Raw genomic sequence first — 24201 nt, 5'->3', positions numbered from 1 at the left:
AAAAGGGCGGGGAGACCCCGCCCCTACGGGAATTGGTGGTAACAAATTACCAATAAGGAATTACTTCTAAATTATTATCTTCGGCTGCTTTTAAAATTACGCCTCGTAATAATTCATGTCTTAGTGGAAAGATATTTTCGGGTTTACAGGTGAAGAAATGTTCGGCACGCTCGTAAATTGCGATCGCTTCTTCGTTATTATGGGCATTGTAATAAATTAACCCATGAATTTGAGAGTAAATTGCTGACTGTTCATAAAAATAGCGTGACCAAGCTTGGCTAAGACCGCGTTTTTCTGTTTTTGCTAGGGTGGCTTCATTTGCACCAGCACGCATTGCACCATCACCACGTATATCTAGTAATTTTAAATCTCTTGTGGCTGTGACGATCGCAATTTGCTGATCGGAAATTTCAATACAACCAACATCGCCAAAAATTTCTACTAAACAACTAGAAACTTTTGGTGCAAGGTAATAGATACCGCGTTCTTTGTCATTGTCTGGTTGGTGAGAATCCAGAGGTTCGTAGGAAACTTTATCTAATTTCCCACGATGATGATCGAAGCGATAAAGGGGCCCCCAAAAGCGAAAACTTAAAGCAGTCGTACCAAAATCTGTCCGGAAAATTCTGAACAGTTCCGTACCCTTTTTTAAGGTATGAAATTTTGGTTTTGGCCTGCCAAAGTTAGGTGGCGGGACAATTAGTTTAACCACCTTGTCACTCCTCATCTAGTTGATGGAGAAATTAAAAATACTTGAGCGAATAAGAATGAACGATAAAGGATCAAAGATGAAAGTTCCTGTGAATGGAAAACAACACAAAACCAAGATGTCTTTGGTGAGGTGTTTTACCTCCTGACAAATTGACTAAGAGACTTCCAAGTAAAAAAATATTCCATTGTTATTGTTGACAGTTGACTGTTAACTGTGAACCGTCAACTGTCAACTGTCAACAGCCTTCACAATGGATTGTGCAACTTAAAAGCAGAATAGCTTTAGCTTTGATTTCATCTTGTATCCTTGATAATTCAGCCTTTTATTGAACTTGCAGACTTTGACTGCATTAGGAAATTACAGCCGCCATACTAAATTCAAAATTAAACCAGCTGATTACGTAGCTTTTTTATCTATTTTGAATATTAGCTGCATTTCTGCTGTGCTGGACTAGTACATTACAACTACATCTACTGCAAATTTCATATATTAGCTACGTGTTTCCGGACATTTTTATCAATTTAACTGTAGTTTATGTAACTTTTAGCCGCCACTGATTTGCTTTTTTGGCAGGATTTATACTTAGTTAAGAGTCAAGGGTCAATAGTCAATAGTCAATAGTCAAGAGTCCAGATATTGATGAAAGATGCAGGGATTTAGGCATTGGGGGAAGCTTGAATCAACTAAATGACTAACTATTGACCATTGACGATTGACCATTGACTAACCCTTATACAGAAACAGAGACGCAGGGAAGGTTAATTCCCCGCGTCTCCGCGTTAATTTGATTGATCATTTGTTGAATAACAGACTATTACAAGATGCTTACCGTCTTGGCTTCGGCAATGACATCATTTATTTGACCAAATTTTAAGGCTTCTATGGGTGTTAAACCATTTAAACCTCTATTGGGTCGAGTTAACCAGCTAATTTTGGAGAAAGCAGGAACTTTTAAGGCTTTTAACACATCTGGTAGCCCAGTGACTACTCCATCTGGCCCCTCAGGATCGAATTGCCAGGTGGGAAATTTCCAGACTCCGTTATCTTGAACAGCAATTAAGCTATTCTTTTTTAAGCGATCGTGTGGTGTCTGACGAGTTGTATTGAGTAAATCGGCTACCTGTGGTGCCGTTAATGACGATTTAAGTAATTCTTGTCTCCATCTAAAATTTCTTGTGAGGGTAGCCAGTTCTAAGCGGCTACGTTCTTCATCGCTAATTTGTTCTGCGCCTAGCTTGGCGGCAAAGTCTATTTCGGCTTGAGAATACTTTGGCTTAATATTTTTTGGCGTTAATCGTTCAGCTAAACATTTTATTTCCTCAGGTTGTAGTGAATTGAGATAATCCTGAAATTCTCCGGCGATTTTCTCTAGTGCTTGCTGCATAACATGTTTTCCGGAAGGAGCATCAATGGTGACGTTAATCCCGCTCATAATCCCTCCTAAACCGATCGCGTAACATAATATTTCACTTCTTTATGTAAGAGATGTCAAATACCTAGATCTCTAGATTCGCACTCTTATGCATGTTTTACAATCATTCTTAGGCATGACTTATGTATGACTTTTGCATGAGATAGGTATGATTTTTTGGGAAAATAGTCATATAATTAACAAAATGCTTTGATATAGGGGTAATGAGTAGGCGATCGCTTCAAGCATCGGCTAAGGGAATTAGTAAGGCTGAAGCTGCGCTAATCCGCAATTCTTTGACGCAGCAAGGGTTAGCGGGAGAATTAGGAATTAGTCGTCAGCCAGTTACTAAGTTTTTTCAAGGTAAAGCTGTCGATCGCTATATTTTCGTGACAATTTGCGAGAAGCTTAACTTAAATTGGGAAGAGATTGTCAAGCCTTCATCGTTCCCAGAGGAAGAAGCATCAGCTAGTTTCAGCCAAATTCAAGTTTTGGTACAGAATGTCCGCGAAAAAGTCCATAACAGCATTCAAAGGCGTTGTGGGGTGATGCGGGTGCTGGATATGGAAAAGCCCCGAAGGTTGGATAATATCTACACTCCTGTTTACATTTGGGAGCGGATCGCTAGACGCAGAAGGCTGGAAATTGGGGAGATAGTCAGAGATTTCGATCCAACAAAGTTTAACTGTTTTAACTTGGGTGTTCTCCAACAACCGCGCTTACCAGCGATAGAAGCTGTAGAAAGCTACGATAAATTGATGATTTTGGGGAAACCGGGAAGCGGGAAGACGATATTTTTAAAGTGGCTGGCTATTCAGTGTAACTTGGGTGAGTATCGAGGCGATCGCGTTCCTATATTTATTGACCTCAATGACTTTGCACAGATAAAAGAGAAACCCAGCTTACTAGAGTATATTACAGAACAGTTTGAAGATTGCGGTGTGACTACACCCAATGCGGCGCTAACTCTTCTGACTCAAGGACAAGCGGTAGTTTTATTAGATGGGTTAGATCGAGTAAGGGATAGGGACTATAACCGAATTTTGCAAGAAATTTGCCAGTTTACAACCCGATTTTATGCCAATTCTTTTGTAATTACCTGTCGAGTCGCAGCACAAAATTATATCTTTGAGCAATTCACAGAAGTAGAAATTGCTGATTTTGATGAGCAGCAGATTACCCAGTTTGCTATTCAATGGTTTCAGGATAAAGCCGCGATACAATCTGAAGATTTTTTATATAAACTGCGACAGAATCAATCCTTGAAATCACTAGCGACTAGTCCTTTATTATTAACTTTCCTCTGTTTATTTTTTGAAGATAGAGCAGATTTTAACTTGAATACATCTGCAATTTATCAAGAGGTATTAGATATTTTACTTACACAATGGGATAAACAGCGTCATATTCAACGGGATATGATTTGTCAACAAATTACTGTGAGACAGACAGCAGAATTATTGCGTAATATTGCAAAAAATTATTGGTATAAAGGCGAATATTTGTTTTTAAAAGCAGCTATTGAGCAGCAAATTCGCGAATATATTTTAAGTTTAGATTTAACGGGAATTGATAGCGCTGCGATTCTTAAATATATTCAAGCTCACAATGGTTTATTGCTTGAGAGAGCAAGGGGTATTTATTCTTTCTCTCATATAGGTTTACAGAAATACTTGGCTGGTATAAATATTTAATACCCATGTCAACTACTTAAACGTTAGCCTCAACTTTGGAAACTACTTTACAAGAATCGCTTTTCAATTGTAGTAATGGTGAAATTGATAGATTCTGCACTTGTTTATCAATACCATCACCCTGAATAATTACCTGGGAACGTGACTGAATTAATTCTCTAATCTCTGTACAACCTAGAACCGGAGTCAATTCTGTTAAAGCAAGGAGAAATTCTACGTTTAATTTATCTAGGGATGGTCGGATGGTTTGGGTTAAGTCTGGTACATTACTAAAAGATTTAATCCCTTGCTGTTGCCATTTTTGAAAGTCAGCTTTTTGAATCATTTTTCCTGCTTCTATTTGTGCTTGAAAAAATGCTGCTACTGTATCGGGGTCTAAATTCTGGCTTGTTGCTTGTTGCCTAACTTTTAATAGTAACTCCTGTTCGCGCTTTAAATCTTCAATAGGGCGTTGATTATTCCATTTCCAACGTGCTACATCATGTGCAATTATCAATCGCTGCTGAATCAATTTTAGTAAGTTATCAACAGGTATTTGTTGTTTGTTAATATTAATTGCTGGGGAGTTTACTATTTTGATTGAACCGGATTCTCGGTGAGTTAAATATAATTTAAGTCTGGCAGAAACTACTGTACTGCTGAAAAAAAGCCCAAAGAAAATCATTGTTAATAACAACAGTGGATGCTTTTTAAAAAAACTTAAATTCATGGCAAAAAGTGTATACACCCTGCTATATAGCAAGATTGTACTATAAATTGGTAGAAATACAGTAGTTTATATCAAATAACAGATATCATAGTTAATTATAAAAAGCAAGTTAAGGCTGATCGCAGAGGACGCAGAGAACGCAGAGAAGAGTAATTTTGAGGAGAATTGAGTTTAGGCTCCCAATATCATTAAATATTATCTGGGTCGATGCCTAATTCTCTGAGCTTGGCTGCTAATTTTTCTGTTTTTTGGCGTTCGGCTTGTGCTTGTTGTTGAGCTAGTTCTCGTTGTTGGCGTTCGGCTTGAGCAATTTCATCAGCAGTCGGGTAGCGAGTACCAGTTTCATCATACCAATACAGTACCTCTCGTTGAATTGTGCCAGATATATAACGCGTAGACGCGAAGCGGCTTGTCGCCAGACATCGCCCAATTCCTAAGTTAATTTCTGGCATCCAAAAGGGTTCGCCTATTTGTAGTTGATATTCCCCGTCAATCAATTTATACAATTCAAATGGCTGATGTTGGTCGCGTCGCCAATATTGCGGATTGTAGATGACGTAATAAAGTACACCCAATTGGGCGTAAATATTCAGCTTTGTATCATATTCATCACCAGGAGTTTTAGAAACTACTTCCAAAACAAACTTGGGGACAATGTTTTGTTCTTCCCATAATACATAGCTGAGGCGGGATTTATCTGCTTTGCGCCGTTCCACTCCTCAGCTTAAAAAACCATCGGGGACTACTGGTACTAGATGACTCACGCCTGTAGTGTGGTAAATGCTCATATCAATGCCAAAAAACCAATCATTCCTGTGTGCCCAAATTGACTCCAGGAGAAAAAGCAGTAAGTTGGGAATAAAGTTTTGGTCTAGGCTTCGCCAAGCCCTTCGGTCTACATTATCCACAGGCGTATCATCTGAACATGGGAGTTCAGCGCTGGTTGGGAGGACGCGATCGCGTTGATAATTTACCATAGGTCATGAATATTTTACCCAATAGTGTAATTTAGTGTAATTTTAGGCGATCGCGCGTTGTTAACTTCCCTATTTATTCCCAGCGCCCTTCTTCCCAAGCTTTGATGGCATAAAACACCGATGAATAATCATCATTACCAAATGACATTTTCATCGCTGAGTGCAATATTTGCCTGACACCTTTAATACTACTAACATCTAATTCAGCAGCTTTAGCTTCGTTGATAAATAAGTCTGTATCTTTCAACAAATGTTTGGTGGGAAAATTCGGATTGGCAAAGTTACCATCTAACATTCGTGATAGCTTTTTATCAAAAGTAGGAGCGTAAAGGCTACTTTCTCGGAGAATTTCCATAAACACTTCAACGTCAATATACTGACGTTGAATAAAAGCCAAACTCAAAGAAAAACTAGTTGTAAGGGCAGCAATTAGTTGATTTAAAGCTAGTTTAACTGATGCGCCAGCACCGACAGGCCCGACTAAACGCGGTTCGGGGCCAAAGTTTTGCAATAAACTCAAGTGGCGTTGAAATTGGTCTTCGCGAGCGCCTACCATGACAATTAGTTTGCCAGCTTGGGCTTCGGGTATACTGCCTAAAACCGGCGCTTCAATATACTCGCCACCTGCGGAGACAACAGCATCTCTAATTTCTAGGCTTTCTGTAGGGGTGATTGTGCCCATTTGAATGACGGTGCGTCCGGAAAGCGCGCGCCAGGAAGTATCTGAAAGCAACACGCTATAAATTGCAGCAGCATTTGTCAGCATGAGGATAATGCAATCAGCCGCACGAATTGCATAGCGGGGTTCTGTTGCGATTTCGGCACCAGCTGCTTGTAGTGGTGCTAATTTTTCTGGGGTGCGGTTGTAGGCAACTAACTCTATATTTGCTGCCAATAGCCTTTGCGCCATTGGTAGTCCCATCAGTCCAGTTCCCAGAAATGCCACCTTCATTGTTTAGTTCCTTTCGTACAGCTTAGGCGAAGCCTGTGTGAGACTTCGCGTTTTTATTATCGATTAATCGCGTACAGTTAACAGTTAACAGTTAACAGTGATGGCTGATAACTGAAGAAAGGCAGAGGGCAGCACTTCGACAAGCTCAGTGACCAGGCAGAGGGCAGAAGGTTAAAAGAAAGATTCTTTTTTCTGCCACAAGTTCACAGAGTAAGTAAATATATTTATGAACCAAAATCAGAAATGTATTTAATTAAACTTATTTAATCAATACAATTTCCTGAAAAAATTCCCGTTTATTTACTATATATCTGGGAATTCCTTCTGCCTCCTGCCTCCTGCCCTTCGGGTTCGCCACTTGCTTTATGCCGGGGAACCCGTCCACCGCAGTGGCTCACCTTCTGCCTTCTTTTAACTAGCCACCTGCGGCAAATGTCACCAAAATGACAACAGATAGTAAGATACCGGGGGCAAGTAGTGTCACTAGCATTAACAAATCATGGGTATTCATAATTCCTCGTTTCCTTAGGTTTTTAGTTGTCACTGTTACAGTGTTACCTTAGTCAACTGAGACTAGTACAGCATTAATAGAGTTTTAACTTTTCGCCTACTTTTACTCTGGCACAATTAAGCCTGTTAGCGGTTGAGAAATTTCTGTTTCTGTTAAGCCTTTGCTTTGAACTAACACCCCAAAGCCGCCTAATCCTAAAGGGTTGAGCAGTTCGTGGAGAGATTCTCGCCGCCGTAATAATTGAGAAATGGACTTTTCTTGCTCAGAAAGGGCAGAAATCCGGTTTCCCAATCCTAATGCCATTAAAAATAATCCCTGTTGAGTAAAACCTACTTTATCTAATCCGCAGCGATCGCCCCATCGTTCCAAAGCGGTAAAATCAACATGGGCTGTAATATCCTGCGCTCCGATGTTGACATAAGGGTTGTCATGGTGGCGATGCTGATAATAGCACTGTAAGGTTCCTTGCGATCGCCTGGGGTTATAGTAACGGCTGGCAGGGTAGCCATAATCAATTGTTAACACATACCCGCACCGCAAGCGGTCTGCCACTATACTCAACCAGTCTAAAGCCGCTAAATTAATTTCACTTCGATACCCATCGGGGTAATTATTTTGGCGCAAATCAATTCCCACCAAATCCCAATATTCCGCCAACCTGGGGGTAGACAATTCCCCTGTAACTTCTACAAATCCTCCCCCCTTGTCCCCCTTGTCTTCCTTGTCCCCCTCATCCCCCTCACCGTGCGTTGTCACATAAACCTCTTGTAACTCCCCCGCCTCAAAAATAAACTGATGTACTGGGAAAGCATCGACTAATTCATTAGAAAAAAAGCAACCTGTAATGGAATTAGATGCTATGTCTGCTAAATTGCACCATTGCACGGAGAAATTTTGTAAGCGTTGCTGTTGTTCTTGTTTGAGTGTGGGTGATTTTTCAATAATTAAATATTTCAGTATAGCTAAAAATTCTGGGTGATGCTGTTTATAATAATTAAGAATATGCGATGCTAAAAGTCCTTGTCCTGCTCCCATTTCTACTAAATCAAAGTTTTCTGGTTTTCCTAAAATTTCCCACATTTGCAGAAATTGTACTGCTAGTAATTCGCCAAAATCATTACCCAAATGCACAGATGTAAAAAAGTCACCACCTTTAAAACCTAGTTTGTCTGCATGACTGGAATAGTAACCATGTTCGGGATGGTATAAAACTGTATCCATATATTCAGCAAAAGTAATTCGCTTTTCGGGACTTGTGGCGATACGATTAGCGATGACTGTATACAATGCGGAATTAAAACCCATAAAATTTAGTGAGGAGTGAGACTTTAATTATCTATTGAAATAGGTCGGCGGAATTTAAAGATAAATGGTGTACCCCTGCGGGGAAGAAAGCTACGCGTAGCATCTCCTATAGGAGAAGGGTGTTATTAGTCGTTTGTCAGAGACGCGATGAACCCTTGTCTGTACAATTGTCATTGGTGAAGGAAGCGATCGCTTGTATGCATCATCCTCGTAAACTACGCTTGGGCTATATTTGGGCAAATTACCAGGAACAGGTGATAGAAACGCTAATTAGCTCTATATTTCAATACCATAACCGCTCTAAATTTGAAATCTATGGCTATTGCTTGGTAGATGCTGATGATGAATTTACGTGCTCAGATGTCATCGGTAGATGCTGCTCAATGCATTCACAGCGATAGCATTAAGGGACTTCCAAGAAATAAATTATCTAATCTTGTGGGGTGGGCAGCGTTCGACTGAGCGCTCACGCCGAAGTCTTGCCCGCCTTTGACTATGGGCGGGCGAGACGCCCACCCCACAATAAATAGTTGTATATTTTTTTATTTGGAAGTCCCTAACAACGCTGCAACTGTCCTAATAACACCACAATTTCATCAATGGCTTGGCGTAATTCGCTGGCGGGGCGATCGCTTTGATTTACCATAATACTAAAAACTACAGGTTCATACTTAGCATTATTCACATATCCAGCTAAAGAAACTGCACCAGTTAATGTTCCTGTTTTTGCTTGCACAATTCCCTCAGCCGGAGTGTTGCGGAAGCGATTTTTTAAAGTACCAGTCTTACCAGCAACCGGTAAAGATGCACGATAAATATTAGCGGCTGATGTTTTCGCCATTAAGCGCAAAGTTTGTACTAAAGCTTCTGGTGATATTAAATTACGCCGCGATAAACCAGAACCATCGACTAAAGAGTAACTTGTCGGATCGACTCCCAATTTAGTTAAACTTGCCTTTAAAACTTCTAAGCCAATATTCGCAGTAATTTTATTTTGCACTCTTGGTTGTTTCACCGCTAATGCCCTCAGCAATGCTTCAGCATATAAATTATTACTATTGACATTTACCTCTGTTACTAACTGTGATAGAGGAGGCGAATCAATAGCAGCAATTTCTTGTTGATTATTGCCACCATTTAATACTAATGTTTGTCCTAGACTAATTTTTTCTGTTGCTAAAATTGTCCGGAAGCGCCGCAAAAAATAATAATTGGGATCGACTACAGGTAAGGTAACTAAATAAGGTTGAGAATTTTCTGTTAGCTGTCCTTGAATACGCAGGACTGTACCTGTTAAATCGCGAGTAACATCAATATAATTGGTTTGATTTTTGCTTACAGTTGTTGACTGATTAACAATCCGCCAGCGTCTTTCCTCATTGCTATCAGTCCAAGCTATTTGTAAGGGTTTCCCTAAAGCTTGTGGTGCAAGTCTGAAGCTAAAAATATTTTCATTTAAAATAAAACTACTAACTGGTGCGCCATAATCTGATTGCACATCTTCCCATTGCCAAGTAGGGTTAACTATATCTCCTTGAATATAGCTATCATCGGCAATCAATTGCTGAATTTGGGTAATACCTTTTTGTCTTAATTGTTTTGCTAAGGCTTGCAATTGAGTATCACCTAAACTGGGATCTCCCCTACCCACAACACGCAACACTCCATTGGAATTTTGATAAATAGAGGTACGAATGCGAAAGTTTGCACCTAACTCTTGTAATGCAGCAGCAGTGGTGAGTAATTTTGTATTAGAACCTGGTGTAAAGTATTTTTGAGCATCTCGACTGTAGAGAGTTTGTCCAGATGACAAAGGTTGAATTAAGATTCCCCAGCGCACGCGATTAAATGAGGGACGATTGATAATAGCCTCTATAGAACTTCCCAGTTGAGCGGGACAGATTGGTTTTGTGGTGGTGGTTGGTGGTGCTGGTGTAGGGGTTTGGGCTTTAGTTGGTTGCTGGGTAATACCTAGTTGGGTAGTTAAAAGCAGTAGCGTTAAGCCCAGGGAAAGTTTTTGAGTCATTAAATAGTGCTGAAAACTATTTGATGATAATAACTTAGTACAGCTTTGGATAAAATCTTGGCTGATTGAAGGGTGAAATTGAAACGCATAGGCGCTTCGCCTTCCCGCAGGGTAGGCTCGCAAAGGTAAGCGCAGCGAAAAGTATGAGCGCCGGCTTCCGGCGATGGCTTCGCCAACGTCTACCCTTCGGGAACGACTTCGTCGAACGACGAACATAACTTTTCAAGACAGAGGTACTCAGAGAATGAGTTACGAATTCTGCTCCCAAAGGGAGACGCTAACGCGAAGGCGTCTTGGTGGTTCAATAAATTCAAATTTTTTGCTGATTTTTGCGTAAATCTTGTGAATAAAAAGCTCATAATAGCGCTGATAACGCCATCATGAGCCTGTTTTTGATTCTGCAAGTTTTATAAGAAGGGACTGTTTGCGCCAAAAAAATTAATCTTCGTAATCGTATTCTTCGTCATCATCTTCACCAAAGATGTGATCTATAATCTGTTGTGCGCGGCGGTTGGAAATATTTAAGGCGTCTTGAAGTTCTGAGACATATTCCTGTTCGCCTTCAGGTACTTCACCATCAATCCCTACTACTAAAAGGGCGGTAATATAAGCGGCTTCTCGATATTCTTCATCGGGTAAGGAAGCGATCGCCAGTTCAATTACTTCTTCTGGATTTTCTTCTTCTAACAAATCATAAACTTTTTCTGTTAATTGATCAAAGTCTTTGTCTGAAAAGTCTTCAAACTGGGAAATCCCAGCTAGCATTTCACTCAAAGCAAATTCTTCGGTTCTGCTGACACCTTCATCATCCGAAGCAGCAGAAAATAATCCAATAACGGCGATGGCTACTTCTGGTTCTAAGACAACGGAACTGTTGCTTCCTCTATTGGGAAATTTACGTTGAAACATAATTATCCTTTAAAAGTTTTGCGATCGTTGGGAATAGCTATCTTTTGTCCTGAGTTTTAGGATTCCCAAAAAAATCGCTAAATGCACATCACCTCGGATTTTTTTGTCATTTGTGATGATACTTAGTAAATCCTTATACTAATTCCCATAAAAAACGCAGAGGATACAATCCCCTGCGGAAAAATATTTTTATTCACTAATGACCATTGGATAGAGGCGATTCATCGCGTCTCTAACAATTGACCATCCTAAAGTTTATTGCCACATTCAGAACAGAAGTTGTGAGTGGGCTGGTTTTTAGTGCCGCAGTGGTTGCAATACAATGGTTCTACAGCAGTTTTTGGCGCTTGCTTGGGTAAGCCAATCATTTGAGCGTTGCTCTTACCAGGCGCTACCATTGGATAGCAATTTTCATCTCTGGTAACGCGCACATCGACAACTACCGGGCCATTGTGTGCTAGCATTTCGGCGATCGCATCAGCGAGTTCTTCGCGCTTGCTAATCACCATGCCTTTAATACCATAGGCTTTAGTCAAATACTCAATATCCGGCATCCCTACTTCCATGTTGGAACAGGAATAACGCTCGCCATAAAAGGCTTGCTGCCACTGGCGTACCATTCCCTGCCAGCCGTTGTTGAGAATGACAGTCTTGACATTTAAGCCATATTGTGCTAATGTTCCCAATTCTTGCAAACACATTTGGAAACTAGCGTCGCCACTTATACAGATAACTTCTTCATCGGGGAAGGCTGCTTTTGCACCCATAGCGGCGGGGACGCCAAAACCCATAGTGCCTAAACCAGCGCTAGAAATCCAGCGACGGGGGCCATTTTTGAGGAATTGTGCTGCCCACATTTGATGCTGACCGACATCTGTGGTGTAAAAAGCGTTGGGTGCTTGGCGACCGATTTCGACAATTACCTCTTGGGGTGAGATACTGTCAGGGTGTTGTGGCACGATTAAGGGGTATTCGTCTCGCCAACGGTTAATTAAGGTTAACCATTCTTGGTTTTGGTTGGGTTTCGCCTTGATACCTGCTTGCTTGCAGCGACGTAACAAGTCAACTACAACATTGCGGACATCACCGACTATAGGCACCTCTGGGACGCGGTTTTTACCAACTTCGGCGGGGTCAATATCGATGTGAATGACTTTGGCTTTGGAAGCAAATTCATCTAATTTGCCAGTTACCCGGTCGTCAAATCTCGCGCCGACACAGATTAACAAGTCGCAATCTGTCACCGCAAAGTTAGCGTAGGCTGTACCATGCATCCCCAACATACCCAAGGCGAGGGGATGATGTTCGTCAAAAGCACCAATCCCCATGAGGGTGGTGGTGACGGGAATGCTAAATAATTCTGCGAGTTCTTTAATTTCTTCGTGGGCACTAGCCGCGATCGCTCCGCCACCAACATACAATAATGGTCGGTTACTTTCGCGAATTAATTGAATAGCGGCGTTAACTTGCCGGGGGTTACCCTTTACTGTGGGACGATAGCCGCGTAATTTTACAGAACCTGGTTCTACAGGTACATAGTCAAATTCTTCTAAAGCTACATCTTTAGGCACATCAATTAAAACCGGGCCGGGGCGTCCGGTGCTGGCGATATGGAAAGCTTCGGCGACAATCCGCGCCATATCTTTCGGGTCGCGCACTACATAAGAGTGTTTAACTACTGGTAGGGTAATCCCATATATATCAGTTTCTTGGAATGCATCCGTACCAATTGCCGCCCGTGGTACTTGTCCTGTAACCACAATCATGGGGATTGAGTCCATGTAGGCGGTGGCGATACCTGTTACCAAGTTAGTCGCCCCTGGGCCGGAAGTCCCAAAGCAAACTCCTACCTTACCTGTAGCGCGGGCATAGCCATCGGCTGCATGGGAAGCACCTTGTTCATGACGCACGAGAATGTGCTTAATAGTACCAGTTGCTTCCACTTTGTAAAGGTCATCGTAAATCGGCAGAATGGCTCCGCCGGGATAACCAAAAATATACTCAACACCGTGGCGCTGGAGGCTGTCTAGGAGAGCAAAACCGCCGGATGCCCTGGTAGGGGTTACCGAGACGGCTGGAATGCTGGTATTAGACTGGGCAGGATTCTCGGTCTGGGGGGGACTGATTCGGGTTGGCGATCGCACTGTCAAACCTCTGACAATAGCTAAGTTAATGCTTGTATTCTGTAATTAAGAATTCATTTTAATGTAAAACTTTAATAAAATCTGTACATCAATATCTATTTTTTATATCAGCTAAGACTATACAACTAGAATTTGATTTTTGCCAACAAGACTTAATTGTTGATTTATTCAGCTTTCCGAGTTTTTTTCGCCAACAGTCAACGGTCAACAGTCAACAGTCAACAGTCAACAGTTAATAGCCAATAGTCAATTACTGCATCAATTAAATGACATCTTGTAATACTCGGCGGGTATTTTTCCAAGCCCAAACACCGACAGTCGCAACTATGAGACTCATGGCTACAAGTACAGTCCGCAAACCTAAAAAGTCGGTTAATGGCCCGGTAATTGCTAAAGGTAAAGACAGGGCAATATTTACGGCATGATTTTGAAAACCAAACACTTTACCGTGCATGTTGGGAGGTGCTTGTTGTTGAATCAGAGTTTGCATGGGTACGCCAATAAAAGCCGCACCGACACCTAATAATGCACAAAGTCCTAGCGCGAGTAATAAGTTGTGAGTGAAGGTAAACACTCCTAACACCAGTGCCATCAGCAAAAATCCGATTAAGGGTAAGGGCTTGCCATGCAATTTTACACTCCAGTGACCTAAAATTCCGGCACCCAAGACCATACCTACGCCAGCAGCTGCTAAGAAAAAGCCAAATTGTTTTTCTTTTAAACCAAAGTCTTCAGCTAATCTAATTGTCAGGACTGTTAAAGCTGCAAATACACAATACAAGGTGACCAATTGCAGCATAGCATTGACTACTAAACGATTTTTCTTAAGATAGCGCAAACTCTCTGTTAATTCTGCCCAAGGCTTACCTTTATCCTGCTGCGTTCCTGGGGCTTTATCCTCGCTCATGGTAATCGGCTGCATCATGGCTGCTGATAATAGATATAGTCCAGTAACGATAATTTCTTGACCGTACTGTTCTCCGAGAAACTCTTTTGACAAACTCAAAATTGGCTCTCCCACAGCAAAGCCCACTATTAAAGCACCCATCATGGTGCTACTAAATAGGGCATTGGCTGCCATTAAATTTTCTGGGCGCACTAATAGGGGAATAGCAGCTTGCTCGGCTGGGGCAAAAAATTGCGTTACCGTAGATATTGCAAATACCAGTATTAATAAAAACAAAAATTCTCGTGGTAAAAACGGAATAGCTAAAGTCAATAAGCCACGTACTACATCTGAGCCAACCATAATTAGCTTTTTCGGCCATAGGTCAACAAAGATACCTCCGGCCGAACCGAAAAGAATCGCCGGTATGGTAAACACTACCATGAGCGTGGAGTGCATTGAGCTTTCTGCCAAGCCGGGAAGGGGCGGGTAGTTTTCTAGCAGGGCAATCATCAATACGAAGAATACCTTATCTGCTAACTGGGAAACCAGTTGCCCAATCCACAGGAGCATAAAATTACGGTTTTTGAGCAGTGCGCCAAACCCGTTATTAACAGCAGCAGGTTCTGTAGGAAACATTTGATACTAAGTAAGAGGTACTGGGGTAGATGGGGCAGGGGTATAGGGCAGAGGGTAGGGGGCAGGGGGCAGGGAGCAGGGAGAAAAAATAATGTTTAAATCTTCCTTGTCTTCCTTTTCCTCCTTGTCTCCCTTGTCCTCCTTTCCCTTATCTCCTTATTTTTATCGCTCTGTGGGCAAAATTTCCCTATATTCTCACTCCTGCTGGACAACTTTATTTTCCGGACTATTTGCTTTCATACTGCCTCAGCAACAGGTGTATGAATTCAGCAGCAGTGATGCGATCGCTTTTGGGATAAAATTCCTCAGTAGGGTTTACCGCAAAACCTTGGATAGTTTGGGGCGATCGCCAAATAGATAAATGTTCAACTGCTGGTTGAGCGTAAAAGTTATGTTTCCCACTACCCAATAAAGACGAACTCCAATGGGTGAAATAATCATGGCTCATCCGGTGAATGGGAAAATCACCCCATAGTGGCACACCCCATCCATCTATAGCAATAAAAGCTGTGACTTTTCCCCCTAAAAGTTGCCAAGAATGGGCAGACAGCATCGCTCCAACTACACCTGCGCTAAAGCTGATGAAGATTACGGGCGATTCTAACTTATCACCCAAGCAATTGTGTAAAAATTGTAAAATATGCAATGGTGATATTGTCAGTACACCCTGCTGTGGGTAAACTAGTATATTTACTGATTTGTTTGTAGTTGAACTATCAGAATTTAAATTTAAGCACCCTGAAATAAAACTCTCTGTTAATTCTCGCTCATGCATTCCAGGGCAAATGATGATGTTCATCTATCTTCAATCTCTGGTTCAGAGCTAGGGTTGAGCATTGCTAAACTTTTACTGGTTATCAATGCAACATTAATATTTTAAGCAATTACAACGTCGTTAGACAAATTCAGCTGATTACAGCTTTGCATAAAATCGTTTTTAATGTAGAAGCGCGCAATGGTAAACGCAAAGGTGCGCGGAGGATTGGTTAGTAATTAAGGAAATGCTCTTACCCCTTATTCCCACGACTATTTTCAAGACAGCTAATCACGAGAAAATCTCTCTTTCCTATGCCCCATGCCCCATGCCCATTTTCCAGTTAACTTTTAACTTCTCAGATATCTGTACTAATTAATTTATTTAAGTATATTTAGGTAAATTTTTCTGTCTAGATCCTCACGATAGAGGTATGAAAATCAATGCCCCGTTATGATATTTGTAGCTATCCTATCCCCTGGGATGGGATTTTATTTTACTCAGCTGGGAAATAATCAAGTTATTTCTTTGATACTTCTCTCCATTCTGGTTATATTGAGGAACTCACTGTGGTAGCGACGCCGGAAAAAGTACAACATACCCATGAGCAATCATCACGTCAAGACCGAGTAGCCGTATTATTGATGGGCTACGGCGAAGTCGAAAGCTACGAGGATTTCGCTAACTATAACGAACAGGCTTTAAATCTACTGACAGCAAAATTTGCACCAGTCCCGACTTGGATTTACCCACCTTTAGCCAAGCTTTTGGCGTTATTTGACCGTCATGAGTGGGGACATACCCATCATGATTTTATCTCTCCCCATAACGCTATCTTTGAACAGCAACGCGCTGGGATTGAGAAGAATTTACAAGCCAAGTGGGGTGAGGGGGTTCAAGTTTTTAAGGCTTTTAACTTCTGTGCGCCTTTTTTACCGAAACAAGTTTTAGCAGAGATTAAAAATCAAGGCTTTGACAAAATCTTAATTTATCCCCTGCTAGTAGTTGATTCTATCTTTACTAGCGGGATTGCGATCGAGCAGGTGAATAATGCCTTAGCTGAGTTGGCTGATGGTGATGAACATTGGGTAAAAGGAATGCGTTATATTCCTTCTTTTTATAATGAGCCAGCTTACATTGATTTGATGGCGCATTTGGTAGAGGAAAAGATTAATGCTGATTTAGCAGCTACTTATCTACCTTCGCAAATCGGGATTGTATTGATGAATCACGGTTGTCCCCACAAGGCGAAGGGCTTCACTTCTGGGATTAGCGAAAGTGAAGCGCTGTATGAGTTGGTAAGGGAGAAGTTGATTAATCGCTATCCTTTAATTTCTGTTGGTTGGCTGAACCATGATACTCCTCTAATTGAATGGACGCTACCTAATGCGGAGCAAGCTGCTAATAACTTGATTCAATTGGGTGCAAAAGTGGTAATATTTATGCCAATTGGTTTTGCGACTGAGAATCACGAAACTTTATTGGATGTTCACCACATTATTCATGCTGTGGAGAAGAAGCATTCCGGTGTGGATTTTGTGCAAATGGCTTGTGTGAATGACTGTCCAGAGTTTTTAGCGATGGTTGCACAATGGGCTGATGAGCATATTAGCGCGTTGCGGGCTGAGGAAGGTGTGACAGTTAATGCTCACTTGGATGGACATCATCATCACCATCATCATCATTAAGGGGGAGTTTTAAACGCAAAGGTACGCTAAGTCAGCGCAGAGAAACGCAAAGGATGATGATTTGGGACACTTGGCTGAAGTTGAGATTTCAACGATGCAAGTGTCCTCTTAATATTTGAAATTTTATCCTACATTAAAAGGTTTTCGGTTGATGTTTAAATCCCCGACTGAAAATGTCTTTAATTTTTAATTGTTATGGAAGTTCGCCAAACTGTTCTCGATAGCGAGAGAGTAGGGATTCGAGTTCGGCGGCGCGTTGGCGTTCTTGTTCTACTTGTATTTCAGCCTGGATACGTTTATCAGTTTCTTGTTTGAGTGCTGCAATTAATTCATCATTTACTAATAATTTTTCGCCATTATCTAAGCGATAAAAGCCAATTAGTTTTCCTTCTACAGCGAGGCGGAGTTGTAAGATTTGGCTGCAATTATCGGTGATTGGTTCATAAATATCTCCGCGTAAGCGATATCCTTGTAACTGTTCTTCAATCCATTCGCCTTTGGGATCGAATAACCAATATTCTTCTACTTCTAAGCTTTCATAGAGATTTTTCTTAGTGGTTTTATCTTCTTCTTGAGTTTCTTTTGAGGTGATTTCAAAAATTACCTTTGGTACTTGTTTTTCTTCCCAAATTTTAAAGTTATCTCTTCCTCCTGGTTCCACGTCATAAATTACCATGACATCGGGTGCTACTCTTAATTTGGGAAAACCTTGGGCGTAATATAAGAATTGATTACCTAAAACTGTGGCGCGACGACCTTGCAGATATTGTCTAAGTACTTCTAGAGTGGTTAAAAGTGCATACAAATGGTCGTAAGTTTCAGCCACAGGTTCTCCATCGCTGCTGGGATAAAAAATTTCTGATTTGGGAATAGCGCTAGTCATAACACATTTATATATGTGTAAATGAATAATATTTTAGCAAGAATTATAAATTACGAATTATAAATTAAAATCTGCTTTCATACTCAACTACAGCGCGTCCTTCATCGCCTAAATTAGTAGCTGCACGGACACGCACTTCGTCATTTAAACGATAAATTACGTTGTAAAGTAAGGGTTCATTACTCGCAAAGACTCGCGATAAAGATAAAGAGAAATTTTTGGAGATATCAAATACACCTTCTGCAGCTAAACCAAGAACAGAAACATTGGTATTTCTATTAGTCACCAGTGTGGGAAATAAACGCAATTCACTTAAGCCGATGGTTTCACCGATTTGGCTGACAGTTCCTTGTAAGTTGGAGAATATTGCTGAACCGGCAATGTTAATCAGTCCTAAACCTGTATCGCCTTGTTGTAAAGTATTAAGAAACGATCCGCCTAATAAAGCGACGATTTCACCGCGACTACGGCGAGGTTCGCTAGTTAGTACGAGGTTACTTGATAATTGGCTTGCTGGGCCTTTGGCTATGGCTTGAATGCGGACAGTATTTAAGGTACCAAAATCAATGGCGGAAACATCTTGAATTTCGCTAGATATGCGTGAGGTTCGTCCTAAGGTGCGCGTTGCTTCGGGGACAATGGCGACTAGGCGCACATCTAAGGTGGGGTCAAATCCTCGACTGGGGGTAAATGTTGCGGTTTGGTCGTAACCACGGGCTAAGGTAAATTGGGTGGTGAATAAGTTGATTTGACCTCTTCGCAGACTTACTGTTCCTTGGGGACGGGGTTTGGCTAAGGTTCCGTTGAGTGTGATGTCTCCTTGGGCGACAAAGCTAAATAGGGGTTGACGGGTAACGCGGATATCGTTGGCTAGGATTAGCTGTAAGTTAGCAAATTCTACAGGTATTCTCGGTGTATTTACGGGTGTGGCTGTTGTGGAAGGATTCGTATTAGTGGCTGTTTGCAGGGATGTTATGGTGATTTCGGGAGAATTGGCTGTTGGTGTGGTGGTATTAGTTGTAGCAGTTGCGTTTCCGAGTAAGACTTCACCATTATTTAGCTCAATTGTACCGCCGAGTCGAGGTGCCAAGGCTGTGCCTGTGATGACTGCGTTACCGCTAACTCCGCCTTGATATAAGTTTTGAAAGTTCAATTGTAAGTTATTTATCGCCACGGTGAGGGGGTTACTGGCTGCTTGTTGTTGGGCGTTTTGCGTGGCGACAATGGGGAGAATTCCTGTGGCTGTTAATTGTCCGCGACTGTAGTCTGCTTGGAGATTATCGACGATTAAGCGATCGCCTGCAAATTGCGCTGTGCCTGTAACATTAGTTAGGGGTTCTGTCAGGCTTTGGACGTTGAGTGTGGCATTATTAATTGTGGCAATGCCTGTAGTGCTTGGTTGCTTGAAGGTTCCCTGAATTTGGACGTTGACTTGTCCTTGTCCATCTACCCATTTGACTTGATTATTTAATAAGTTTAACAATGCCAAGCCTTGATTTTGCACGTTAGCTTGAATGCTAATACTATTATCTGGCTCAGTAGAAGCAAATGGTAATGGAGCCGGAATACTCCCGTTAATTTGAATGGGTTCTGTACCCGTAACTAAAACATTACTGCCAAAATTTAGCCGCGCATTATTATAGTTATAAGCAACTTGGGCTGATTGGATAGATTGATTATTTAAACTACCATCTACTAACGCTAATTCTCCCACGGCTTGGGGATTATTTAAACTCCCATTAAGGGTTGCATTAGCATTGATATTTCCAGCAATATCTACAGGTAATTGGGGAAAGAAAGGTTTAATATCTGCTAGGGCTAAATTTTGGACTTGCGCCTGTCCTGAGAGAGATTGCTGGCTTAATTGTCCGGTAAAGGCGAGGAGGGAATTATTAAAATTGACTTGCAGAGGTTGGAGAGTTAAATTTCCGTTTTCATAATTACCGCTAGCAATGAGTTGATTAATTTTATAATTACCCCAAACCCAGTTATCACCAACAAAGTTAAAGTCGATATTTAACCCAGATTGCAAAGAACCTGTAACGCCTAATTTACCGCTAATTATACCTTGTAATTCTGCTAAAGAAGGTATCCGCCGAGATGCTTGTTCCTGTCTTCTTTGCTGTGCAACTTGTTGGCGAATTTTGGCTACGTAATCTATTTGAGTTAATAAATCTGTATCTGGTAAACTTCTGGGTTGAGTTTGTAATACTTCAGCGCCAGCTAGGTTTGGTGGCTGTAAACCAGTTAGCGCATCTGTAAAATTGTAAATACTTAATGTTTGGAAGATATTTTGAATTCTAGCTTTGTCAAAACTCAATGCAATTTGCAATGGGTTATTACCTGTTGTGGGTAAGTTTCCACTGAGAGTATAACGATTTTCGCCTTGAATGATTTCGCCATTAGTTAAATTAAAAGTCCCATTGCCATAACTAATGTTACCGCGAAATTCATCTGCTGTAATTCTGCCAATTTGGGGTTGGGCAACTGCTATGTCGCCTACCAAACTATAATCATTTAAGTTAACTGTTAAATTTCCTGATAGTTGTCCGCCAATTGTGCCTAAATTATTATTGGCAGGAATGAATGTTTTAGCTAGAGATATGGGGAAATTTTGGACGTTGACTGCAAGATTATCGCCAACGGTGCGTCCTGTGGCGATGGTGGAATCACGGCGAATATTAAATGCGGTGGGACGATTATCTGCGTTTAAAGAAACAGCGATTTGGTCTTGGTTTCCAGTAACTTGAAATTGCGTTCCTTGTCCTGGTTGATAGCGGACATTTCCTGTTAATACTGGGTCAAATGCTAACCCATTTACCGCTAAATTTTCTAAGCGAATATTTCCATTAGCAATTGGCTGGGTAGGTGTACCGGAAACTTGTCCGTTAAAATCTACCCTTCCCGCTAAAGCCACATTTCCCGGAAGCTTAAACGGTAGAGTTTGTAAATTATAATCCTGTGCTTGGACATTGAGATTTAAGCCGGTAATTTGGGTAGTGGGTTGCAATGCCACAGCAATATTACCACTTGCCCTTAAACCGGGTGCGGTGGCTTGGAGAATTTGCAGGTTGCTGCCATTCCATTGAAATTGAGCAGTTAAAGGTTGGGTGAGTGCGGCTAAACCTTGGGAAAGCCTGACAGTACCCGCAACTGCAATGTTTTGCGGTTGAAAGGAAGCGGTTGTTCCCACAGCTTGAACGTCACCATTTAACCGCCCGCGCAAATTTTGTGATAAATTATTCAATTGAAGCTGGGAAATAGTGGCTGTAGCTCCCCAGTCACCATTATTCAACTGAATATTTCTGACGTTAACGCTTCCCTGCGCTAAACTTAACCGCGCTGCGCCAGCAGCTTGAATATTTGCTAAGGCAAAGGAATTGGTATTACCGGAAATTTGTAAATTACTATTAACAATTTGCCCTGGAATATTCTTGGCAAATTGATTGAGTTGAATTTTGGTGGCATTGGCGACAGCTTGCCAATTACCATTATTCAGGCGAATATTATTAACGTTAACTCTACCACCAGCGACATTTAAATTAACTTTTCCAGCAGCTTGAATGTTAGCTAAATCAAAGGACTGAACGTTACCTGCAAGCAGCAGGTTACTATTAATAATCTGTCCGGGAATATTTTCTGCAAATTGATTGAGTTGAATTTTATTGGCATTAGCTACAGCTTGCCAATTACCATTATTCAGGCGAATATTATTAACGTTAACCGTACCGCCAGCTAAATTTAAGTTAGCTTGTCCTGAAGCTTGAATGTTAGGAAGTTGGAAGGATTTTGTCGTTCCTGCTAAGTTAAATTCACCGTTTAACGTACCTTGAAATTGTGGCGGTAAAGTTGCATTCGGGTTGTCGGGATTGCTGGTAGCTTGGGCTAGATTCTGGAGGGGAACTTGCGACGCATCAACTACAGCTTGCCAGCGATCGCCTTTTAGTTGTCCTGTAGCTGCAACTGTACCCCCAGCTACCCGCAAAGCTGTATTCTGAATTTGGACGATTCCTTTATTAATCGCTAATTCGACTTTACCGGGATAAGTCGCCATTGGTGCTTGGATTTGCACCAGAGTTTGCAAATTAGCGAGAGTTCCCGAAACTTGAGTATTGGCGGAGACTGTACCAATGCGAATATTAGGTAAATTAACATTGTACGTTTGGGCGATCGCATCTCCTGGTAAATTAGTAGCTTGTACATTTACCGCGACTCTTCCCTGCTTTCCTAAGCTAACTCTTCCCTTACCAGTAATTTTTCCCCCTTGGGTTGGAGTAGCTTGAATCTGCGAAATCACAATTTCCTGGGGTGTTCCTTGAAATTGCGTGGTAATATTCTCAAAGCTGACACGGTCAATTACAGCAGGTTTAATCGTACTCACCGCACCTGTAATTACAGGTTTTCTGATTGCACCTTGCAACTTGATATTTGCTGTCCAATCCCCAGTTGATGTGATGGGTAATTTAGCATTCAAGGTTTGTAAAAGATTCTGGGTAGTGACAGCTTTGACATTAGCTGTCAGATTATAACCAGTTTGGGCATTGATTCCCCCGTTGACTTGTACGGGAATGTTACCCAAGTTAGCGCTAAAATTGTCTAGTGCAACCTGCTGATTCTCAAACTGTAATTTACCTGTAGTGTTGGTTATTTTCGTGGGAAGATTATTTACTTGTGCAACTACTTGGTTAACATCAACTGTTCCAAATACTGTAGTTTGCGACTGATTGCGGGGGATATTAACCTTTAAATCACTATTAATAGTTCCCGCTTGTAAGTTAACAGGTGTCTGCACTAACTGTGATAAATTAGTCGCCAATAAATTAGCAGCGCGAATATTTAAAGTTGTTTGTACAGTTTTCGGGAGCGTTTCTCCAGAAATTTGTAAACTACCCCCAGATAGAGCTTGAGTGCTAATATCAAAATTGATCCGTTGATTTTGTTCTAAAAAACGCGCAATGCCATTTAATTGATGGAAGCCAACGCTAACTCGCTGTTTACCTGGTTGTAGCAATGGCGATAAGACTAAGACGCCATTTTGCAGACTCAGGGTTTCTAATTCAGTTTTAATGAAACCAGCATTTTCTTGAGTAGCTGTATTAATTCTTGTAGATACCCAACGCCCTTGTTTATCTTGTTCAATATAGATATCTGGACGAACTAAGGTAACATTGAGCTTTAAAGTCCGGTTAAAAACTAATTCCCAAGGATTGAAGCCGACATTTACTGCTTGTGCTACTAATTTATCGGGATCTGTAGTGGTTGCGGGAACTGACGTAGAACCAAAACGCAGACTATTAGGCGAAAAAGCTTCAACAGCACCTAACTTTACAGGTCTTCCTAGCAATTCTAACAAATTGCTTTCAATTAATGGTGCTAGCCTTTCATGTATAAAAATATTCGCCCACCAAATACCCCCGACAATTCCAGCAATTAACGCCAGTACTAAACTAATGCTGGTACGGGTTAAGATCAGCAGCCATAACCGTCGATGAGAATCCGGGGAACGTGTCATTTTATTTGTATAGGAAGCAAAAGAAAGCTTCTTAAATGCTTCTATGCCTAGAGTCTACCTTTATTAGACTGCCTGAAAATGCGAATTCTAAAATCATCTCTGTGGTAGATTGCATTTTTGCAAACTATAGCAATCTCATCTGAGTTGTGAAAATCTTTTTTTAATGAACCGCCAAGACGCCAAGTACGCCAAGGACAAGAGGAAAAAATGAGAATTAGTAAATTTTACAAATGATTTAGGATTCCTATACTTAAATCAGACAACTGGAAGCCTTAATGAAACAACTATAAGACTTAATGGAACAACAGTAAGACTTAATGAAACAACTATAAGACTTAATGGAACAACAGTAAGACTTAATGGAACAACTATAAGACTTAATGTTAAGTGATATTGCCTGATTGTGACGACTTTTGCATGAAAATTATCATACTTTGACTTAATGTTACCTGTTTCTACCCCTAGTCCCTAGCCCCTAGTCCCTAACCC

Annotated in this window: 15 protein-coding genes and 1 pseudogene; 3 read left to right on the top strand and 13 right to left on the bottom strand. The window is 41.2% G+C overall.

The features are described from left to right. Positions 1-46 precede the first annotated feature (46 nt). A complete protein-coding gene (locus AACW45_RS04640; RefSeq protein WP_313933759.1) occupies positions 47-712 on the bottom strand; it encodes an RES family NAD+ phosphorylase in 666 nt (221 codons plus the stop codon). Between the two features lie 814 nt (positions 713-1526). Then, positions 1527-2144, bottom strand: a complete 618-nt coding sequence (locus tag AACW45_RS04635; protein ID WP_190631545.1) for a DUF2384 domain-containing protein — start codon at positions 2142-2144, stop codon at positions 1527-1529. Positions 2145-2347: 203 nt separating this feature from the next. On the opposite strand from AACW45_RS04635, the gene AACW45_RS04630 reads away from it, so the two are divergent. After that, positions 2348-3817, top strand: coding sequence for an NACHT domain-containing protein (locus tag AACW45_RS04630; RefSeq protein ID WP_190631543.1), 1470 nt, complete (start codon positions 2348-2350; stop codon positions 3815-3817). A gap of 16 nt (positions 3818-3833) precedes the next feature. On the opposite strand, the gene aroQ is transcribed toward AACW45_RS04630, so the two are convergent. From aroQ to AACW45_RS04610, 4 genes and pseudogenes are all read right to left on the bottom strand, one after another. Further along, on the bottom strand, positions 3834-4526 hold the full coding sequence (gene aroQ / locus AACW45_RS04625) for a gamma subclass chorismate mutase AroQ (RefSeq protein WP_190631541.1): 693 nt from the start codon (positions 4524-4526) through the stop codon (positions 3834-3836). Between the two features lie 188 nt (positions 4527-4714). Beyond that, positions 4715-5503, bottom strand: a pseudogene (locus AACW45_RS04620) (Uma2 family endonuclease). 73 nt (positions 5504-5576) lie between these two features. Further along, the gene (locus AACW45_RS04615; protein WP_190631539.1) at positions 5577-6455 is read right to left on the bottom strand and encodes an NAD(P)-dependent oxidoreductase; all 879 of its coding nucleotides are present in this window, start codon (positions 6453-6455) and stop codon (positions 5577-5579) included. A 613-nt stretch (positions 6456-7068) separates the two neighbouring features. Then, positions 7069-8271 (bottom strand): class I SAM-dependent methyltransferase, encoded by a 1203-nt coding sequence (locus AACW45_RS04610; RefSeq protein WP_190631537.1) that lies wholly within the window; start codon positions 8269-8271, stop codon positions 7069-7071. A 155-nt stretch (positions 8272-8426) separates the two neighbouring features. Here AACW45_RS04610 and AACW45_RS04605 point away from each other — a divergent pair, with 155 nt between their 5' ends. Continuing rightward, positions 8427-8672 carry a hypothetical protein gene (locus AACW45_RS04605; protein WP_339381948.1) on the top strand — a complete coding sequence of 82 codons (246 nt, stop codon included), beginning with the start codon at positions 8427-8429 and terminating at the stop codon, positions 8670-8672. 155 nt (positions 8673-8827) lie between these two features. Here the strand turns inward: AACW45_RS04605 and dacB are convergent, their stop codons facing one another. The 5 genes from dacB to AACW45_RS04580 form a co-directional block, all read right to left on the bottom strand. Continuing rightward, on the bottom strand, positions 8828-10297 hold the full coding sequence (gene dacB / locus AACW45_RS04600) for a D-alanyl-D-alanine carboxypeptidase/D-alanyl-D-alanine endopeptidase (RefSeq protein WP_190631612.1): 1470 nt from the start codon (positions 10295-10297) through the stop codon (positions 8828-8830). A 438-nt stretch (positions 10298-10735) separates the two neighbouring features. After that, positions 10736-11206: a tellurite resistance TerB family protein gene (locus AACW45_RS04595; RefSeq protein ID WP_190631533.1), complete on the bottom strand. Its 471-nt coding sequence runs from the start codon at positions 11204-11206 to the stop codon at positions 10736-10738. A gap of 248 nt (positions 11207-11454) precedes the next feature. Then, a complete protein-coding gene (gene ilvB, locus AACW45_RS04590) occupies positions 11455-13350 on the bottom strand; it encodes a biosynthetic-type acetolactate synthase large subunit (protein ID WP_373462090.1) in 1896 nt (631 codons plus the stop codon). 262 nt (positions 13351-13612) lie between these two features. Next, complete coding sequence (locus AACW45_RS04585) at positions 13613-14875, bottom strand: MFS transporter (RefSeq protein WP_190631528.1); 1263 nt, start codon at positions 14873-14875, stop codon at positions 13613-13615. 226 nt (positions 14876-15101) lie between these two features. Continuing rightward, the gene (locus tag AACW45_RS04580) at positions 15102-15674 is read right to left on the bottom strand and encodes a hypothetical protein (RefSeq protein ID WP_190631526.1); all 573 of its coding nucleotides are present in this window, start codon (positions 15672-15674) and stop codon (positions 15102-15104) included. Between the two features lie 524 nt (positions 15675-16198). Between AACW45_RS04580 and AACW45_RS04575 the strand changes: the two genes are divergently transcribed. Beyond that, positions 16199-17317 (top strand): ferrochelatase, encoded by a 1119-nt coding sequence (locus AACW45_RS04575; protein ID WP_190631524.1) that lies wholly within the window; start codon positions 16199-16201, stop codon positions 17315-17317. A gap of 193 nt (positions 17318-17510) precedes the next feature. Here AACW45_RS04575 and AACW45_RS04570 read toward each other — a convergent pair whose 3' ends face one another. After that, positions 17511-18200: a Uma2 family endonuclease gene (locus AACW45_RS04570; protein ID WP_190631522.1), complete on the bottom strand. Its 690-nt coding sequence runs from the start codon at positions 18198-18200 to the stop codon at positions 17511-17513. A gap of 64 nt (positions 18201-18264) precedes the next feature. Then, positions 18265-23712, bottom strand: coding sequence for a translocation/assembly module TamB domain-containing protein (locus AACW45_RS04565; protein ID WP_190631520.1), 5448 nt, complete (start codon positions 23710-23712; stop codon positions 18265-18267). Positions 23713-24201: the final 489 nt, after the last annotated feature.

Origin of the sequence: Calothrix sp. FACHB-168, assembly GCF_963889195.1 — a bacterium.
In the GTDB taxonomy this organism is placed as follows: domain Bacteria; phylum Cyanobacteriota; class Cyanobacteriia; order Cyanobacteriales; family Nostocaceae; genus Aulosira; species Aulosira anomala_A.
The sequence above is the reverse complement of the archived record's forward strand: the minus strand, read 5'-3'. Positions and strand labels throughout refer to the sequence as shown.

Coding starts and splice junctions, on each gene's coding strand:
- AACW45_RS04635 (WP_190631545.1), bottom strand. CDS start 2,144: ATGAGCGGGATTAACGTCACCATTGATGCTCCTTCCGGAAAACATGTT.
- AACW45_RS04630 (WP_190631543.1), top strand. CDS start 2,348: ATGAGTAGGCGATCGCTTCAAGCATCGGCTAAGGGAATTAGTAAGGCT.
- aroQ (WP_190631541.1), bottom strand. CDS start 4,526: ATGAATTTAAGTTTTTTTAAAAAGCATCCACTGTTGTTATTAACAATG.
- AACW45_RS04615 (WP_190631539.1), bottom strand. CDS start 6,455: ATGAAGGTGGCATTTCTGGGAACTGGACTGATGGGACTACCAATGGCG.
- AACW45_RS04610 (WP_190631537.1), bottom strand. CDS start 8,271: ATGGGTTTTAATTCCGCATTGTATACAGTCATCGCTAATCGTATCGCC.
- dacB (WP_190631612.1), bottom strand. CDS start 10,297: ATGACTCAAAAACTTTCCCTGGGCTTAACGCTACTGCTTTTAACTACC.
- AACW45_RS04595 (WP_190631533.1), bottom strand. CDS start 11,206: ATGTTTCAACGTAAATTTCCCAATAGAGGAAGCAACAGTTCCGTTGTC.
- AACW45_RS04585 (WP_190631528.1), bottom strand. CDS start 14,875: ATGTTTCCTACAGAACCTGCTGCTGTTAATAACGGGTTTGGCGCACTG.
- AACW45_RS04580 (WP_190631526.1), bottom strand. CDS start 15,674: ATGAACATCATCATTTGCCCTGGAATGCATGAGCGAGAATTAACAGAG.
- AACW45_RS04570 (WP_190631522.1), bottom strand. CDS start 18,200: ATGACTAGCGCTATTCCCAAATCAGAAATTTTTTATCCCAGCAGCGAT.
- AACW45_RS04565 (WP_190631520.1), bottom strand. CDS start 23,712: ATGACACGTTCCCCGGATTCTCATCGACGGTTATGGCTGCTGATCTTA.